Genomic DNA, 17,648 nt, shown 5'->3' with positions numbered 1-17,648 from the left:
CAGCAAAGGGGGCGATGATCGCCCCCTTTTTCTTTGGTTAGCCCCGGGCCAGCCCTTTGAGGGCGAGGCGGATGCCTTCGCTGACATCGACCCCGGCCGGCAGGGTCTTCATGGCCAGTTGCGCCTCTTTCTCGCTGTAGCCCAGCGCCAGCAGCGCATTGAGAATATCGCTCTTCTCGTCCGGCGTGACGGTAAACGGCAAGCCGCCCGGTACCGCCAGCGCCGCACCGGTCACCAGCTTGCCACGCAATTCGAGCACCAGGCGCTCGGCGGTTTTCTTGCCGATACCCGGCACGGCCGACAAACGCTTCAGATCTTCGCTGGCAATCGCCTGCGCCAGCTCATCGGCACTCATGCCCGACAGAATCGCCAGGGCGATCCGTGCGCCGATGCCGGTCACCTTGATCAGCTGACGGAAGGTCTCGCGCTCGGCACGGCTGGCAAAACCGAACAACAGATGGGCGTCTTCGCGCACCACCTGATGAATGTACAACACCACTTTTTCGCCCAGCGCCGGCAGCTGGTAGTAGGTGGTCATCGGCACATCGACCTCGTAGCCGACGCCCTGCACATCAATCAACAACTGCGGGGGGAGTTTTTCCAGCAATACCCCGTTCAGGCGTCCGATCATCTTGGTTCAATCCATTCAATAAAGGTCAGTCATCGCCTCACACCAGGCGACCACCCTTGATACGTACCCCTTTGGGCATCAGGCCGGCCAGGGCATCGTGGCGATGATTGGCGTGAGCCAGCGCCACCGCCAGTGCATCGGCGGCATCGGCCTGCGGCGTCCCGGACAGCGACAGCAGACGCACCACCATGGCCTGTACTTGTTCTTTCTGCGCCTTGCCATGGCCCACCACAGACTGCTTGACTTGCAAGGCGGTGTATTCGGCCACCGGCAACTGGCGCAACACCAGCGCCGTCACCACCGCTCCGCGCGCCTGCCCCAGCATCAGCGTGGCCGCCGGGTTGACGTTGACAAACACCTGCTCCACGGCGGCCTCATGCGGCTGGTAGGTCTCGATCACCTCGAACAGATGCTCGGCAATCACCCGGATGCGCTCGGCCAGTGGGGCACCCTCGGGGGTTCGGATGCAGCCGGAGGCCACATAGTGACGCTGCTGCCCGACCACATCGATGACCCCGAAGCCAGTGATGCGTGAGCCGGGGTCAACGCCAAGAATGCGGCGACTCATGGCAACGACCAGCCGCCGGCGATGCGCTCAGCCTGTTGCAAACGCTCCGGCGTACCGACATCCAGCCATTGCCCGGTGAAACGCTCGCCAGTGACCTGGCCGGCCAGCATGCCCTCCAGCAGCACCGCCAGCAAGGGCAGCTTGACCGGCGAACGCCTGGCCAACTCGGCAAACAGGCGTGGATGGAAAGCGCCAAAGCCGGAATAAGTCAGGCGCGGCAGTCCTCCCTGCGGCTCGCGTGTCACCTTGCCGTCGGGATGCAGGGTGAAATCTCCGCCCGGGCGATGTGGCGGATTATCGATCAGCATCAGGTGGGCCAGATGCTGATGACCATCGAGCTGCGCAGTACGCTGCGCCAGCAGGGCGAAATCCAGATCACTGAGGATATCGGCGCTGATCAGCAGAAACGGTTCATCCCCCAGCAGCGGCAAGGCCTTGGCGACCCCGCCTGCCGTTTCGAGGGCCTCCCCCTCGGCCGACCAGCGAATCTGCACGCCGTAGCGCTGCCCGTCGGCCAGCGCGGCCTCCAGTTGCTCACCCAGCCAGGCGTGGTTGATCACCACTTCGCGGATACCACAGGCGGCCAGCCGGCGCAGATGCCAGCCAATCAGGGTTTCGGCACCGGCCTGCAGCAGCGGCTTGGGAGTATGGTCGGTCAGCGGCCGCATGCGCTCGCCGCGCCCGGCCGCCATGATCATCGCGCGCATCAGAAGGTGTATCCCGTCTGCACATCCTCATCGCCGTCCAGCTGACAGATCAGCTGGTACAGAGGGGCGAGCTCGCTGTAGCGACGTGTGGTTTTTTTGAGATAGCGCAGGAAGCGCGGTACCTCGGGCAGATAGCGTTCCTTGCCGTCGCGATGCCACAGCCGGCAGAAGATGCCAGCCACCTTCAGGTGGCGCTGTACGCCCATCCATTCGAAGTCGCGGTAGAAGTCGTCGATATTGGCGGCCACCGGCAATCCGGCCTTGCGGGCCCGCTCCCAGTAGCGCACGGCAATGTCGAGCACCAGCTCTTCATCAAATTCGATGAAGGCATCGCGCAGCAGGGAAACCAGGTCATAGGTAATCGGGCCATAGACTGCATCCTGAAAGTCGAGTACGCCGGGGCGCCCTTCGCTCAGCATCAGGTTGCGCACGATGAAATCGCGGTGCACGAATACCTTCGGCTGGGCCAGCGCCTGATCCAGAATGCGCGGCACGGCCTGCTCCCACAGCTTGCGCTGCGCGTAGCTGAAGGGTTTTTGCAACTCTTTGCCGGCAAACCACTCCGGAAACAGATCCACCTCGCGCTGCAACAGGGCGCGGTCATATTCCGGCAACACGCCGGGACGACTGCCCTTTTGCATCTCGATCAGGCTGTCCACGGCTTCCATCAGCAGCAGATGAATGGTTTCCGGCGTCTGTGGCTGCTGCAGGGCCGCCATATAGGTCACACGCCCCAGATCCTGCAGCTCCATGAAGCCCTGCAACGGGTCGTGGGCATGAATGACCGGCACGTTAAGCATGGACAGCACCTCCCGGGCATGGACATAGGGCGCGGTGTCCATTTTTTCCGGCGGCGCATCCATCAGAATGCGCGTCGAGCCATCGGGAAAGGTCGCGCGGAAGTAGCGCCGGAAGTCGGCATCGGCCGCGGCGAACTCCACTTTCAGGTCGATTCCCGGGTGTCTAGCAGAAAGCCACTGCTTTAATTGTTCTAATCGCTGCATGTCTGTTCATTGCGGTACTGGTAGAATTGTGAGATTTTATACCGCCGACTGCACCCACGATATGGTTTTGTGCATGCCCAGAATTCAAAAAACACAAATTGTCCTGGCACTCGCTGCCGCCTTTTCTGCGCCGATGGCCAGCGCGGACGAGCCTCTGGACTACGTCCTGCCCTCCAGCACCGTGCCGGGAGAGGCCCATGTCACCGCCGACCGTATCGAAGGGGCAATGGAAAATGTCCTGCAGGCTCGCGGCAATGTGGTGGTCACACGCGATGACCAGAAGCTCAACAGCGACTGGCTGGACTACTACCAGGCCAAAAACAACGTCAAGGCCGGTGACCACTTTACCCTGACCAGGCAACAGGACCGGGTGGATGGCACCCTGCTCGACTACAACCTGGACTCTCGCACCGGCACAGGCCAGCAGCCGGTCTTCCAGTCCGGTACCCCGGGCAAGCAGATGCGGGGCGATGGCCGCGAGGTCATTTTCCGCGGCAAGGACAATTACCGCGTCATGCAGTCAGAGGCAACCACCTGCTCGGTCGGAGACGACAGCTGGTATCTGAAGTCCTCTCAGCTGGATCTCGACTACACCAGCGGCATCGGAACAGCTTACAACGCCCATGTGGTGTTTCAGGGCGTGCCCATCCTCTACTCGCCCTGGCTCGATTTCTCGCTCGACGGCAAGCGCAAGTCCGGGCTGCTGTATCCGACCCTGCAGGGGGGCAGCCGTGGCGTCGACCTGGCGATTCCGTACTATTTCAACCTGGCGCCGAACTACGACGCCACGCTGACCACGCACCTGAATACCAAGCACGGCGTCATCCTGGGGGGAGAATTCCGCTACCTGCAGCCGGAGTACAGCGGCTGGCTGTATACCGAGCAGAACCAGCGCGACACGGCCACCCACCGCTACCGCTACCTGTGGAGCGGGGCACACCGACAGACCCTGGCGCCCGGACTGACCGCCGGCTATGACGCCACCACCGTCTCGGATGACAACTACTTCAGCGACATGGGCGACCGCTATACCGTCGCAGACAATGTCAACTTGCTGCGTCAGGCCTACATCAACTACGGCAAGTCGTGGGAAGGCGGCAGCACCAACTTCGGCGTGACCGCCCTGCGCTATCAGACCCTGCAGGCGACCGGCACCACCGTCACACCACCGTATGCCAAGCTGCCGGAGCTGACCCTGAATGCCAACCAGCAACTGCCATGGGGGCTGACCGGCAATCTGACCTCGGTACTGACCGAGTTCTCTCACCCGACACTGCAGGAAGGCCAGCGCTGGGTGATCTATCCCAGCATTTCCCTGCCCTTCCAGCGCACCTGGGGCTTCTTCAAGCCGAAGCTGGGCATCCATGCCACTGACTACCAGCTCAACAGCTTCAAGGGTGCCAACGCCTACAGCGTGGATCGCACCTTGCCGATTGTCAGCATTGACAGCGGCCTGTATTTCGACCGCCAGGTCAACATGTTCGGCGGCGAACGCACCCAGACGCTGGAGCCGCGGCTGTTCTATCTGAATGTGCCTGCGCGCGACCAGAGCCGGATCCCCAACTTCGACTCCTCGCTGAATGACTTCGGCTTTGCGCAGATCTTTACCGAGAACGACTACTCCGGTTACGACCGCATTGCGCCGGCCAATCAGGTCACGGCGGCGCTGACTTCGCAATTGATCGACAACGACAGCGGCCGTGAAATCATCCGGGCAGCCTTTGGTCAGCGCTTCTACTTTGATTCGACCCAGCTCAACGCCGACGGCACGCTCGGCAAGCGTACCACCGGGGCCTCGGACTTCCTGGCCAGCCTGGGTGGCGAAGTGGTGAAAAACTGGAACCTGGACAGCCTGTATCAGTACAGCGCCACCACGCACGCACCGGTCCAGTACAATGTATCGCTGCGCTACCAGCCGGCCGCCGGCAAGGTGGTGTCCCTGCGTTACCGCTTCTACAGCAACAATCAGGTGAACGCGCAGGGTCTGCCGGAGAATCTGCACGAGGTCGATCTCGGCGTGCAGTGGCCGCTGACACGCTCGCTGTACGCGCTGGCCCGAACCGACTACTCGCTGCAGGACCGGCAGATCATGCAGCAGCTGGCCGGTATCGAGTACAACAGCGGCTGCTGGCTGCTGCGGCTGGTCGCCGAGCAGTACATCACCAACCTGACCCAGCGCAAGACCGGTTTTTACTTCCAGGTTGAACTCAAGGGCCTCGGCGCCCTGGGCACCAACCCGCTGCAAACCCTGCGCCTGGCGATTCCGGGCTACACCCAGACCAACGATATCCAACCATGACCATGAAAAAAACACTGCTTGCCTTGCTGACAACCGCTGCGATTTCCTCCGCGATGGCGGCACCGGTGGTACCGGTTGACCGCATCGTTGCCGTGGTCAACAAGAGCGTCATCACCGAACTCGAACTGCAAAAGCGCGTCAGCCAGGCCACCGCCTCCCTGCAGGAGCAACATGTCACTCCGCCGCCGATGGACGTCCTGCGTCGCCAGGTGCTGGATCAAATGATCACCGAACAAACCGAGCTGCAATATGCGGACAGCAATCGCATCAGCGTCACGGACGGGGATATCGACCAGGCCATTCAGCGCGTTGCGCAGCAAAACAAGACCGACGTCAATGGTCTGCGTCAGTTGCTGTCCAAGCAGGGACTGGACATGGCCACCTTCCGCACCGAAGTGCGGCGCGAATTGCTGCTGTCCAAACTCAAGGAAAGCGTGATCGCCTCGCGCGTCAACGTCACCGACAGTGAAGTCGAACAGGCGCTGAAGAACCCGCAGTTTGCCAACCATACCGAATACCATCTGGCCAATATCCTGATCGATGTTCCGGAGCGAGCCGATGCGGCCCAGATCGACAGCCGGATGCAGCGCGCCCGTCAGGCGCTGGCCGAACTGAAGGCAGGCAAACCTTTCGCCAACGTGGCGGCAGCTTACTCGTCTGCCCCCAATGCCATGCGCGGCGGGGATATCGGCTGGCGCCCGGCGGCCAGCCTGCCGAGCGACTTCACCAGCATGCTGGAAGCGCTGAAGCCGGGTGGCATCACCGACATCATCCGTACCCAGCAAGGCTTCTACATCTTCCAGCTGGTGGAAAAGCGCAGCCAGCAGGCACAGCAGATGGCCGAGCAGTATCACACCTTCCACATCCTGATCCGCACCAACGAAGCCGTGTCGGAAAGTGATGCAAAGGCCAAGATCCTGCAGATTCGCGATCGTATCCTGCGCGGCGCTTCCTTCCAGGAAATGGCCAAGCTTTATTCCGAAGACGGCAGCAACACCAAGGGCGGTGACCTGGGCTGGCTGTCCAAGGGCGATACCGTGCCGGAGTTTGAGCAAGCCATGACCACCCTGCCGCTCAACACCCTGTCGGAACCAGTTCGCTCGCCCTTCGGCTGGCACCTGATCAAGGTCGAGGCCAAGCGCACTGAAGACGTGACGGCCGACCGCAGCCGGTCTGTCGTTCGTCAGCAGATCCGCAACCGCAAGGTGGACGAGGCCTATCTCGACTGGGTGCATCAGCTGCGTGATTCTGCCTTTGTCGATGATCGTCTGAACGAGCAGCAATGAGTCCGCCACGCCCTGTTCTGGCCATCACTGCCGGTGAGCCTGCCGGCATCGGCCCCGAGCTGATGCTCAGCCTGCTGCAACTGGCAGATGGCGGAACACGGCGTGTGATTCTCGGCGATATCGGCCTGCTGCAGCAGCGCGCCCGTCAACTCGGTCTTGCACTCACCTGCGTCCCGTATCAGGCCGGACAGCAGCCGCCTGTCGGCTGTCTGGAAGTGCTGCACCTGCCACTGCTCGCGCCCAGTCAGCCCGGCACGCTCAACCCGGACAATGCCGGTCACGTGCTGGCCCTGCTGGATCGTGCCATCGACGGCTGCCTGACCGGCGAATTTGCCGCCATGGTCACCGGCCCGGTCCACAAGGGTGTCATCAACGATGCCGGCATCCCCTTTACCGGTCATACCGAGTACCTCGCAGAGCGCACGGGCACCGAAAGAGTGGTCATGATGCTCGCCGGAGACAAGCTGCGCGTGGCCCTGGCCACGACCCACCTTCCCTTGCGCGACGTGGCCGATGCCATCACCCCCGAGGATCTGACCCGGGTCATTCGTATCCTGCACCACGATCTGGTACAGCGTTTCGCCCTGCCCCGGCCCCGCATTCTGGTCGCCGGACTCAATCCGCACGCCGGCGAAGGCGGCCATATGGGCCGCGAAGAAATCGATGTCATCATGCCGGTGCTGGATCTTTTGCGTGCCGAAGGCATGCAGCTGATCGGTCCGCTGCCTGCCGACACCCTGTTCAATCCGGACCGCCTGGCCGACTGTGATGCCGTGCTGGCCATGTACCATGACCAGGGCCTGCCGGTTCTCAAATACGCCACCTTTGGCCATGGCATCAATATCACCCTCGGTTTACCGCTGATCCGCACCTCGGTGGATCACGGCACGGCGCTGGATCTGGCGGCCACCGGCAAGGCCTCTCCCGGCAGCCTGTTCGAAGCCGTCCGCCTGGCTGAACAACTGGTTTTCGCCGCCCCCCGCTAAGCTCCCGCCAGCTTGTCGGACAAAATCCAGAGGCGATGACTGTTTCATATAAAGACAGTTTTCCGCTGCAATATCCCCTATAACAACATCGTTTTCCGCGGCGCAACATTTGGGATACACTTTCTGCAGACAAAGATGATCGAGCAGAAAAAATAATGAACGCTCCCGAAAAAGCGCGCTTGCGCGAAATACCGTATAACTACACGTCGTTTGCCGACCGTGAAATCATGATTCGCCTGCTGGGCGAAGACATGTGGCAATTGCTGGAAGCCCTGCGCAGCGAGCGCCGTACCGGGCGCTCCGCCCGCATGCTGTTCGAAGTCCTGGGGGATATCTGGGTCGTCGACCGCAATCCCTATCTGGTAGACGACCTGCTGGACAACCCCAAGCGCCTGAATGCCCTGGTCGAAGCCATGCACCATCGGCTGCACGAAATCGACAAACGCCGCGAAGGCAATGACAAGGTGCAGGCGCTGATCCAGGCGACGGCACAGGCCGTTGACCGCTTTGAAGCCCAGTTCGTCGAAACCCGAACACTGCGCAGCCGCATCCTGAAGCGCCTTGGCCGCCTGACCCGCCGCGACAACATCCTGTTTGACGGACTGGCTCGCGTTTCGCATGTCACCGATGCCACGGACTGGCGTGTCGAATATCCCTTTGTGGTGTTGTGCCCGGACAGCGAAGAAGAAATCGCGCCGCTGGTCAAAGCCTGTATCGAGCTGGGGCTGACCATCATTCCTCGCGGCGGCGGTACCGGCTATACCGGAGGTGCCGTGCCGCTGGACCGCTTGTCTGCGGTGATCAACACCGAGAAGCTGGACCATCATCAGGGCGTCGAATATATCCCCCTGCCCGGCCTGACGGGCAGTCATGCCACCATCCATTGTGGTGCCGGCGTCGTGACGGCGCGGGTGTCCGAGGCAGCATCTGCGGCCGGCCTGGTCTTTGCCGTCGACCCCACCTCGGCAGAAGCCTCCTGTATCGGCGGCAATGTCGCCATGAACGCCGGCGGGAAAAAAGCCGTGCTGTGGGGCACGACACTGGATAACCTCGTCAGCTGGAAAATGGTTGATCCGGATGGCAACTGGCAACTGATCGAGCGGCTGGCGCACAACTACGGCAAGATCCACGACGTGGAGCAGGTACGCTTCCGGGTATCGCGTCTGGCCGAGGATGCCCGCACAGTCCTGTCGGCCGAGGTGCTAGAGATCCCCGGCAGCGCCTTCCGCAAGACCGGGCTGGGCAAAGATGTCACCGACAAATTCCTCGCCGGCCTGCCCGGGGTTCAGAAAGAAGGCTGCGACGGCATTATCACCAGTGCCCGCTTTGTACTGCACCGCATGCCCGACCATATCCGAACGGTCTGCCTGGAGTTCTTCGGCACCGTCACGCAGGCCACCCCGGCCATCGTCGAGATCAAGCAATACATTGATGGCCATGGCGCCGTACAGCTGGCCGGCCTTGAGCACCTGGACTGGCGCTATGTCCGCGCCGTCGGCTATGCCACCAAGGCCAAGTCCCGCGGACGCCCGAAGATGGTGCTGCTGGCGGACATTGTTTCCGATGATGAAAATGCACTGGCCGAAACCTGCAGTCATGTGGTGAAGCTGGCCAACGCCCGCTGCGGCGAGGGCTTCATTGCCGCCAGCCCGGAAGCCCGCAAGCGCTTCTGGCTGGACCGGTCGCGTACGGCTGCCATCGCCCGCCATACCAATGCCTTCAAGATCAATGAAGACGTGGTCATCCCGCTGGATCGGCTGGGCGACTACTCCGACGGGATCGAAAGACTGAACATCGAACTGTCGATCAGCAACAAGATCCGTCTGCTCGACAGCCTGAGCGACTATTTCCATGGTCGCCTTGAAGTGGATAGCGACAGCAGCACGCTGTCGACGGACGATGTCATCGCCGACCGGCGTGAAGCCGCGCTGGCACTGCTGACACATGTGCGCAGCCGCTGGCAGTGGATGTTGGCCAATCTGGATCAGCCGCTGACGGCCTTCCGACAGCGCTGGCCCGAATGTGAAGCCCCCGCTGAAGGCAGCCTGTTTACGGCCATGCGTGATTTTCAGCTGCGTGTCAGCTGGAAGGCCGAAGTCCAGCAGGAGCTGGAAACCATGTTCGCCGGCAAGACCGATGCGCCCATTTTGGCCGCCATCCGCGCGATCCATCAGAAGGTGCTGCGCAGCCGGGTGTTTGTGGCACTGCACATGCATGCCGGCGACGGCAATGTGCATACCAATATCCCGGTCAATTCCGACGACTACGCCATGCTCCACACCGCCAACGAGGCGGTCGTGCGCATCATGAAGCTGGCGCGGGATCTGAACGGCGTGATTTCAGGCGAGCACGGCATCGGCATCACCAAACTCGAATTCCTGCGCGAAGAGGAACTGGCCCCCTTCGTCGCCTACAAGCAACGCGTCGATCCGCATGGCCACTTCAACCGCGGCAAACTGCTGCCAGGCGCCGACTTGCGCCGGGCCTATACACCGTCTTTTGCCCTGCTGGGTGTCGAGTCACTGATTCTGGAGCAATCCGACATCGGCGACATCGCTGACTCGGTCAAGGACTGCCTGCGCTGCGGCAAGTGCAAACCGGTCTGCTCGACCCATGTACCGCGTGCCAACCTGCTGTACTCGCCCCGCAACAAGATTCTCGGCGTCGGTCTGCTGACCGAGGCCTTTCTGTACGAGGAGCAGACCCGTCGTGGCGTCAGCCTGAAACATTTCGAGGAACTGTCTGATGTGGCCGACCACTGCACGGTCTGCCATCGCTGTGTCAAACCCTGCCCGGTGAATATCGACTTCGGCGATGTCTCCATCGCCATGCGCAACTTCCTGCGCAAAACCGGCAAAAAGTCGTTCAATCCCGGCACCGCACTGGGGATGGCCTTTCTCAATGCCAAGGACCCGGCCACCATCAAGCTGTTGCGCAAGGGCATGATTGAATGGGGCTACAAGGCTCAGCGCAGTGCCCACTCGGTCGCCAAGCGTTTCGGTCTGCTTGGCGATCAGACCAGCCGGCCGCCCGCCACCGTGGAGAAAGCGCCCATCAAGGCGCAGGTCATCCACTTCATCAACAAGCCCATGCCGGGCGGCTTGCCGAAGAAAACGGCCCGCGCCCTGCTGGATCTGGAAGACCCGACGGTGGTGCCGGTAATTCGCAAGCCGACCCTGGCGGATGACACCGAGGCGGTATTCTATTTCCCGGGCTGTGGCTCGGAACGGCTGTTCAGTCAGGTCGGCCTGGCCACCCAGGCCATGCTGTGGCACATGAACGTCCAGACGGTGCTGCCGCCGGGCTATCTGTGCTGCGGCTACCCGCAGGCAGCGTCGGGCTTTGCCGACAAGGGCGAGGCCATCACCACGGAAAACCGGGTATTGTTCCATCGTGTTGCCAATACCCTGAACTATCTGGACATCAAGACGGTGCTGGTCAGCTGCGGCACCTGTTTTGACCAGTTGACCAAGTATCGCTTCGAGGACATCTTCCCCGGCTGCCGCGTACTGGACATCCACGAGTACATGATGGAAAAGGGGCTGCGCATCGACCAGGTGACCGGTCAGCGCTATATGTACCATGACCCCTGCCACAGCCCGATGAAGAGCCACCAGCCGATCAAGGTCGTCAATGAACTGATGGGGGGGGGCGTCAAGCTGAATGATCGCTGCTGTGGTGAGGCGGGCACCTTTGCCACCAGCCGGGCCGACATCTCGACCCAGGTCCGCTTCCGCAAGCAGGAAGAGATCAGCCGCGATCTGAGCACGCTGCCGGCGGGCGATGCCCCGGTCAAGATCCTGACCTCCTGCCCGTCCTGCCTGCAGGGCCTGTCGCGCTACAACAACGATACCGGCACCGAAGCCGACTACATCGTGGTGGAAATGGCGCGGCATGTACTGGGCGAGAACTGGATGCCACAGTACCTGCAACAGGCCAGTCAGGGGGGGATCGAGCGCGTACTGCTCTGAGTCGGCAGTTCCCCGAAACAAAGCGGCAAGTCTTGCGACTTGCCGCTTTGTTTCGCAGATAGCTTCAGACGCAAAAAAGGGAGACTACTGTCTCCCTTTTTTGTACGACCAGGTATTCCGTCAGGAATTACTTGGAAGCGGTAGCCTTCTTGGCAACCTTGTGATGCTTCTTGGCAGCGTGCTTCTTGGCCGGGGCCGAAGCGTCAGCAGCCTGAGCCTTCTGAGCCGAAGCGGCCTTCTTGGCTACCTTGGCGTGCTTCTTGGCAGCGTGCTTCTTGGCAGCGTGCTTCTTGGCCGGAGCCGAAGCGTCAGCAGCCTGAGCCTTTTGAGCCGAAGCGGCCTTCTTGGCTACCTTGGCGTGCTTCTTGGCAGCGTGCTTCTTGGCCGGAGCCGAAGCGTCAGCAGCCTGAGCCTTCTGAGCCGAAGCGGCCTTCTTGGCTACCTTGGCGTGCTTCTTGGCAGCGTGCTTCTTGGCCGGAGCCGAAGCGTCAGCAGCCTGAGCCTTCTGAGCCGAAGCGGCCTTCTTGGCTACCTTGGCGTGCTTCTTGGCAGCGTGCTTCTTGGCCGGAGCCGAAGCGTCAGCAGCCTGAGCCTTTTGAGCCGAAGCGGCCTTCTTGGCTACCTTGGCGTGCTTCTTGGCAGCGTGCTTCTTGGCCGGAGCCGAAGCGTCAGCAGCCTGAGCCTTCTGAGCCGAAGCGGCCTTCTTGGCTACCTTGGCGTGCTTCTTGGCAGCGTGCTTCTTGGCCGGAGCCGAAGCGTCAGCAGCCTGAGCCTTTTGAGCCGAAGCGGCCTTCTTGGCTACCTTGGCGTGCTTCTTGGCAGCGTGCTTCTTGGCCGGAGCCGAAGCGTCAGCAGCCTGAGCCTTCTGAGCCGAAGCGGCCTTCTTGGCTACCTTGGCGTGCTTCTTGGCAGCGTGCTTCTTGGCCGGAGCCGAAGCGTCAGCAGCCTGAGCCTTCTGAGCCGAAGCGGCCTTCTTGGCTACGTGCTTCTTGGCAGCGTGCTTCTTGGCCGGGGCCGAAGCTTCAGCTGCCTGAGCCTTTTGAGCCGAAGCTTCGGCTTTTTTGGCTACGTGTTTTTTAGCGGTGTGTTTTTTAACAACGTGATGCTTGGCCGGAGCGGCTGCAGCGGCGGAAGCGTCAGCAGCGAAGCTGCTGGCGGAAACCAGGCCGAATGCAGCGGTCAGGATAAGCGCAGCGATCTTTTTCATGAAAATCTCCACAATTGATGAATTTGACTCCTGAAGCACTGCAGTTAGCGCTTCCATAGTCGGTATCGTAGGCATGCCCTGTCTATCCGTCTGTGAGTGGTATGTAAGGCCATGTAACGACGTGTACATACTTTATTTACACATTCGGCTCATTTGACGTAGGTGCATGTAGTTGTGTGACGAGCAGCTGGTCCACCTTGAAGTTCTCGGTATCGACGACTTCAAACTTGTAGCCGGCATATTCCACCACATCAGTACGCTTGGGAATCTTGCGCAACATATACATCATGAAGCCGCCGATGGTTTCGTAGTTGGCATCATCCGGGAACTCGTCGATATCCAGTGCACGCGACACATCCTGCAGGGCCGTCATGCCATCTACCAGCCAGGAATGCTCGTCGCGGCGCAGGATCTGCTCTTCCTGGCTCTGGCTGACCAGGTCTCCCATCACGGTGCTCATCACATCGTTCAGGGTAATGATGCCCACCACCAGGGCATATTCATTCATGACCACAGCAAAGTCTTCGCGCGATGCCTTGAAACGCTCCAGCAGCTCGGACAAAGTCAGCGAATCCGGAATGACCATCACGGTGCGGATCGGCAGCTCCTTGCGCAGGGAAATCGGCAACCCCTTGAGCAAGCGCATCAGCACGTCCTTGGAATCGACATAGCCGACCACCCGGTCAATGGTCTCGTCACAGACCAGGAACTTCGAATGAGGCTGAGTGGCGATCTTCTCGCGAATTTCGTCCTCGGTATCTTCCAGCGAGAAATACACGATGCTCTCGCGACTGGACATGGACGACGGGACCGTGCGGCTGTCGAGTTCGAATACATTCTCGATCATGTGGTGCTCTTCGCGCTGCAACACCCCGGCCTCGGCGCCGGCATCCATGATGGCGAAAATATCATCGGACGTGATTTCATCACTGCGCACCGACGGCAACTTGAACAGCTTGAACATCTGGTTGGCCGTGCCATTGAAGAACCAGACCAGCGGGCTGAACAACATCAGGGAGAACAACAGCGGGCCGACAATCACCACTGCGATTTTTTCCGGGTGGATCATCGCGGTTCGCTTGGGAATCAGGTCCGCGAAAATGATGAACAACGAGGTCACCACGGCAAACGACATCATGAAGCTGATCGTGGGCAGCATGTCGCCCTGGTAAACCGTTCCGACCCAGGCTTCGAAAAACGGCGTCAGCGCCGATTCACCCAAAATACCGCCGAGAATGGCCACGCCATTCAGGCCGATTTGTACCACTGTAAAAAACTTGCCCGGTTTTTCCTGCAGAGCGAGTACTTTTTCAGCGCGCAAATCGCCTTCTTCCAGCATTTGACGCAGCTTGATCTTGCGGGACGCAGCCAGCGCGATTTCAGACACGGAGAAAAACGCACTGATGCACATCAACAGAAAAATAATCAATAAATGACTAGAGAGGCTCACAACACTATCCTTGCTCGGAATTTGCGGCTTCCCCGAAAGAATCCGGCATCCGCATTTGATACTTGCGAATCGTTCAGATTCAGGAAGCCTATGTTAGGATACCTTAATTTGATTGGGTGACAATAACATGTTGAATTGCGAGCTTTGTTTTCCCGGCGAGGAAACCGTGTTATTCCGCGACGAAAAACTGCGCGTGATACTGGTTGATGACCCTGTCTATCCTGGCTTTTGCCGCATCATCTGGCAACAGCACATCAAGGAAATGTCGGACCTGAGCGAAGCAGATCGCCAGCACCTGTTTGCCTGGCTGATGCATACCGAACGCGCCGTGCGCGAAGTTCTCAACCCCGACAAGATCAACCTGGCCTCGCTGGGCAATATGGTGCCGCACCTGCACTGGCACGTCATCCCGCGCTTTGCCGACGATGCTCACTTTCCGGCGCCGATCTGGGCCACCGCCGCTCGCGACAGCAAGCGCAGCGCCCCCTCAGACCTGGCCGAGCGCCTGCGTGCTGCCCTGCCCGGCGGCTGACAGGCTTGCCGAACGGCCCGCAGCTGGATAGGCTTTCCTGAACCGTCAGGAGAGCCCCCCATGTTCAAGACCCTCATCAGCGCCGAAGCGCTGCTCACCCAGCGCCGCCCGGAATGGGTCATTCTGGATTGCCGTTTCAGCCTGAACGAGCCGGAAGCCGGCGAAGCCGCCTGGCGCCAGGGACACCTTCCCGAAGCCCATTACCTGCACCTCGATTACCATCTGTCGGGCAGCAAGACCGGCCAGAACGGCCGCCATCCGCTGCCGGACGGTCAGCGACTGGCCGTCGATCTCGGCGCGCGCGGCATCAGCGCCAGTACCCAGGTCGTGGTCTACGACGATGGCCAGTGCCAGTATGCGGCCCGCGCCTGGTGGCTGCTGCGCTGGCTGGGGCACGACCGGGTTGCCGTGCTGGATGGCGGCCTGCCGGCCTGGCTCGCCGCCGGCGGCACACTGGACACACACCAGCCGGCGCGCCACACCCGGCGCTTTGCCATGCGCGCCAGCCACGCTGCGACGGTGCAGGTCGAGGAGGTTCTGGAAAACCTGGACAATCCGCAATTCACGGTGATCGATGCCCGGTCGGCGGAGCGCTTCGCCGGTATCGGCGAAACACTCGATCCGGTCGGCGGACACATCCCCGGCGCCATCAACCGCTTTTTCCGCGACAACTTCGACGCGCAGGGCCGCTTCAAGGATGCGGCAACGCTGCGCCAGGAATGGCAGGGCCTGCTGGGCGAGGAACGGACCGCCGAAGACATCGTCCATCAGTGCGGTTCCGGCGTCACCGCCTGCGTCAACCTGCTGGCAATGGAAATTGCCGGTCTGCATGGCAGCCGGCTGTATCCGGGCTCATGGAGCGAGTGGTGCGCCGACCCGGCCCGCCCTGTTGCCCGCTAGCACCAAACAATCGGCACAGCGCCGCTAGTCGCCGAGAATCAGTCGCTGCAACAAGCGCTGGCCGGTTTCCCAACTTCCCAGACCGCTTTCGGCATTGATATGGCCGGCCGGGCCGAGATCCACGAAGTGAGCCCCCCATGACTGGGCCATGCGCTCGGCACGATCAATCTGGCAGTAGGGGTCATTGCTGCTGGCCACCACGATGGCGGGCGCCGGCAGCCGCCAGTCGGGCTGCGGGGCAAAACCGCTCGCCGGCACATTGGCGACAAACCCCTCGCCAGTCACATCCGGCGGCGCCACCAGCAACACACCACGCACCCGGCGTTGCGCCCGCAGGCTGAGCGTGGCCAGCCAGTGCACGCTGGTAATGCAGCCCAGGCTGTGCGCCACCAGCACGATTTCGTCCTCGGCCATCTGCACCGTGTCGTCCAGCCCCTGCACCCAGGCGGCACGATCCGGATGCTGCCAGTCGGCCTGCCGCACGCGCAGACAACCCGGGAAGCCCTTTTCCCACAAGGTCTGCCAGTGTTGCGGGCCGGAATCCTGCCAGCCCGGCACAATGATCAGCGTCGCCATGGCATGCCTCAAGTCTGGTGCGGATAGTCGTAGTCGACAATCAGCGGGGCGTGGTCGGAAAACTTCTCGTCCTTGTAGACCGAGGCCTGCCGGGCCAGTGCGCCAATCTCCGGCGTGGCGAGCTGATAATCAATGCGCCATCCCACGTCCTTGGCATAGGCCTGCCCTCGATTGCTCCACCAGGTGTAGCCCGGCACTTCCGGGTACAGGGTACGCCAGGTATCCACCCAACCGACACGCGCCAGCAGATCACTCATCCAGGCACGCTCTTCGGGCAGGAAGCCGGAGTTTTTCAGGTTGCCCTTCCAGTTTTTCAAATCGATTTCGTTGTGTGCGATATTCCAGTCACCGCAGATCACCAGATCACGACCTTCCGCGCGCAAGGACTCAAGGACCGGCAGGAAGCGGGCCATGAAGGCGAACTTGACCTGCTGCCGCTCTTCGCTGCTGGAGCCGGACGGCAGATACAGCGACACCACGCTCAGCTTGCCGAAGTCGGCACGCAAATAGCGGCCTTCCGCATCGATATCCTCGATGCCGAGCCCGATTTGCACCCTGTCAGGCGCACGGCGCGCGTACAGCCCGACACCGCTGTAGCCTTTCTTTTCGGCCGGATGGAAAAACCCCTGATATCCCGGAGGTGCCAGCATGTGCGGAGCCAGATCGGCCTGCTGCGCCTTGAGCTCCTGGACGCAGACGATGTCGGCATCACTGCCGGCCAACCAGGTGAAAAAGCCCTTTTTATCCGCAGAACGGATGCCATTCAGGTTGGCGGAAACGATTCGAAGCAAGCGGCTCTCCCGTGATATCCTTGCCGGCATCATGCGTGCGATGCAGACAGTTTTTTGAGGTAATGATGAGTAATTTCCGACACGATTTTATTCGATTTTCGCTGGACCGGCAGGTTTTGCGCTTTGGCGCCTTTGTCACCAAGGCCGGGCGCGATTCCCCCTACTTCTTCAATGCCGGGCTGTTCAATGACGGCCTGTCGACCCTGACCCTGTCGCGCTTTTATGCCCAGTCGATCGAAACCAGCGGCATCGCCTTCGACATGCTGTTCGGCCCGGCCTACAAGGGCATCATCCTGGCGTCGGCGACCGCCATGGCACTGGCCGAACGTGGCCGCAACGTGCCATTTGCCTACAACCGCAAGGAAGCCAAGGATCACGGCGAGGGCGGCACGCTGGTCGGCGCACCGCTGCAAGGCAAGGTGCTGATCATTGACGACGTGATTTCCGCCGGCACCTCGGTGCGCGAGTCCGTCAACCTGATCCGCGCGGCGGGTGCCGAACCGGCCGGTGTCGCCATCGCACTTGACCGCATGGAGCGGGGTCAGGGTGAATTGTCTGCCGTGCAGGAGGTCAGCCGCGACTTCGGCTTGCCGGTGGTAGCCATTGCCACCCTGGAGGACATGCTGGGCTACCTGCAACAAAGTCCCGACCTGCAGAACCATCTGGGTGCCGTGCAGGCTTACCGCCAGCGATACGGCATTCGCTGAGCGCGGGGTACAAAAAAGCCGGCAGTTGCCGGC

At 61.3% G+C, this 17,648-nt stretch carries 15 protein-coding genes; 7 read left to right on the top strand and 8 right to left on the bottom strand.

Annotation, left to right across the window (positions count from 1 at the left end):
• Positions 1-37: 37 nt before the first annotated feature.
• The 4 genes from ruvA to amgK are packed head-to-tail and all read right to left on the bottom strand — an operon-like array spanning position 38 to position 2,910.
• Positions 38-631 (bottom strand): Holliday junction branch migration protein RuvA, encoded by a 594-nt coding sequence (gene ruvA / locus JNO51_RS01275; protein WP_215780460.1) that lies wholly within the window; start codon positions 629-631, stop codon positions 38-40.
• A 37-nt stretch (positions 632-668) separates the two neighbouring features.
• Positions 669-1,199: a crossover junction endodeoxyribonuclease RuvC gene (gene ruvC / locus JNO51_RS01270; protein ID WP_215780459.1), complete on the bottom strand. Its 531-nt coding sequence runs from the start codon at positions 1,197-1,199 to the stop codon at positions 669-671.
• Positions 1,196-1,906, bottom strand: a complete 711-nt coding sequence (murU, locus tag JNO51_RS01265) for an N-acetylmuramate alpha-1-phosphate uridylyltransferase MurU (RefSeq protein WP_215780428.1) — start codon at positions 1,904-1,906, stop codon at positions 1,196-1,198. The genes ruvC and murU overlap by 4 nt, the downstream gene beginning before the upstream one ends.
• A complete protein-coding gene (gene amgK, locus JNO51_RS01260) occupies positions 1,906-2,910 on the bottom strand; it encodes an N-acetylmuramate/N-acetylglucosamine kinase AmgK (protein ID WP_215780426.1) in 1,005 nt (334 codons plus the stop codon). Before amgK ends, murU begins: the two co-directional genes overlap by 1 nt.
• A 73-nt stretch (positions 2,911-2,983) precedes the next feature.
• On the opposite strand from amgK, the gene JNO51_RS01255 reads away from it, so the two are divergent.
• From JNO51_RS01255 to JNO51_RS01240, 4 genes are all read left to right on the top strand, one after another.
• Positions 2,984-5,209 carry an LPS-assembly protein LptD gene (locus tag JNO51_RS01255; protein WP_215780424.1) on the top strand — a complete coding sequence of 742 codons (2,226 nt, stop codon included), beginning with the start codon at positions 2,984-2,986 and terminating at the stop codon, positions 5,207-5,209.
• The gene (locus JNO51_RS01250; RefSeq protein WP_215780422.1) at positions 5,206-6,495 is read left to right on the top strand and encodes a peptidylprolyl isomerase; all 1,290 of its coding nucleotides are present in this window, start codon (positions 5,206-5,208) and stop codon (positions 6,493-6,495) included. The genes JNO51_RS01255 and JNO51_RS01250 overlap by 4 nt, the downstream gene beginning before the upstream one ends.
• Positions 6,492-7,481, top strand: a complete 990-nt coding sequence (gene pdxA / locus JNO51_RS01245; RefSeq protein WP_215780419.1) for a 4-hydroxythreonine-4-phosphate dehydrogenase PdxA — start codon at positions 6,492-6,494, stop codon at positions 7,479-7,481. Before JNO51_RS01250 ends, pdxA begins: the two co-directional genes overlap by 4 nt.
• Positions 7,482-7,636: 155 nt before the next feature.
• Positions 7,637-11,452: a DUF3683 domain-containing protein gene (locus tag JNO51_RS01240; RefSeq protein WP_215780417.1), complete on the top strand. Its 3,816-nt coding sequence runs from the start codon at positions 7,637-7,639 to the stop codon at positions 11,450-11,452.
• A 127-nt stretch (positions 11,453-11,579) separates the two neighbouring features.
• Here JNO51_RS01240 and JNO51_RS01235 read toward each other — a convergent pair whose 3' ends face one another.
• Complete coding sequence (locus JNO51_RS01235) at positions 11,580-12,659, bottom strand: hypothetical protein (protein WP_215780415.1); 1,080 nt, start codon at positions 12,657-12,659, stop codon at positions 11,580-11,582.
• Between the two features lie 136 nt (positions 12,660-12,795).
• The gene (locus JNO51_RS01230; RefSeq protein ID WP_215780412.1) at positions 12,796-14,109 is read right to left on the bottom strand and encodes a hemolysin family protein; all 1,314 of its coding nucleotides are present in this window, start codon (positions 14,107-14,109) and stop codon (positions 12,796-12,798) included.
• Positions 14,110-14,236: 127 nt separating this feature from the next.
• On the opposite strand from JNO51_RS01230, the gene JNO51_RS01225 reads away from it, so the two are divergent.
• Both JNO51_RS01225 and JNO51_RS01220 read left to right on the top strand, forming a co-directional pair.
• Positions 14,237-14,641 carry an HIT family protein gene (locus tag JNO51_RS01225; protein WP_215780410.1) on the top strand — a complete coding sequence of 135 codons (405 nt, stop codon included), beginning with the start codon at positions 14,237-14,239 and terminating at the stop codon, positions 14,639-14,641.
• A gap of 60 nt (positions 14,642-14,701) precedes the next feature.
• On the top strand, positions 14,702-15,541 hold the full coding sequence (locus JNO51_RS01220; RefSeq protein WP_215780408.1) for a sulfurtransferase: 840 nt from the start codon (positions 14,702-14,704) through the stop codon (positions 15,539-15,541).
• A gap of 24 nt (positions 15,542-15,565) precedes the next feature.
• On the opposite strand, the gene JNO51_RS01215 is transcribed toward JNO51_RS01220, so the two are convergent.
• Both JNO51_RS01215 and JNO51_RS01210 read right to left on the bottom strand, forming a co-directional pair.
• Positions 15,566-16,117 (bottom strand): alpha/beta hydrolase, encoded by a 552-nt coding sequence (locus JNO51_RS01215; RefSeq protein ID WP_215780405.1) that lies wholly within the window; start codon positions 16,115-16,117, stop codon positions 15,566-15,568.
• An 8-nt stretch (positions 16,118-16,125) separates the two neighbouring features.
• A complete protein-coding gene (locus tag JNO51_RS01210; protein ID WP_215780403.1) occupies positions 16,126-16,908 on the bottom strand; it encodes an exodeoxyribonuclease III in 783 nt (260 codons plus the stop codon).
• A 65-nt stretch (positions 16,909-16,973) separates the two neighbouring features.
• On the opposite strand from JNO51_RS01210, the gene pyrE reads away from it, so the two are divergent.
• Positions 16,974-17,615, top strand: coding sequence for an orotate phosphoribosyltransferase (gene pyrE / locus JNO51_RS01205; RefSeq protein WP_215780400.1), 642 nt, complete (start codon positions 16,974-16,976; stop codon positions 17,613-17,615).
• Positions 17,616-17,648: the final 33 nt, after the last annotated feature.

Origin of the sequence: Paludibacterium sp. B53371, assembly GCF_018802765.1 — a bacterium.
Classification (GTDB): Bacteria; Pseudomonadota; Gammaproteobacteria; order Burkholderiales; family Chromobacteriaceae; genus Paludibacterium.
The sequence above is the reverse complement of the archived record's forward strand: the minus strand, read 5'-3'. Positions and strand labels throughout refer to the sequence as shown.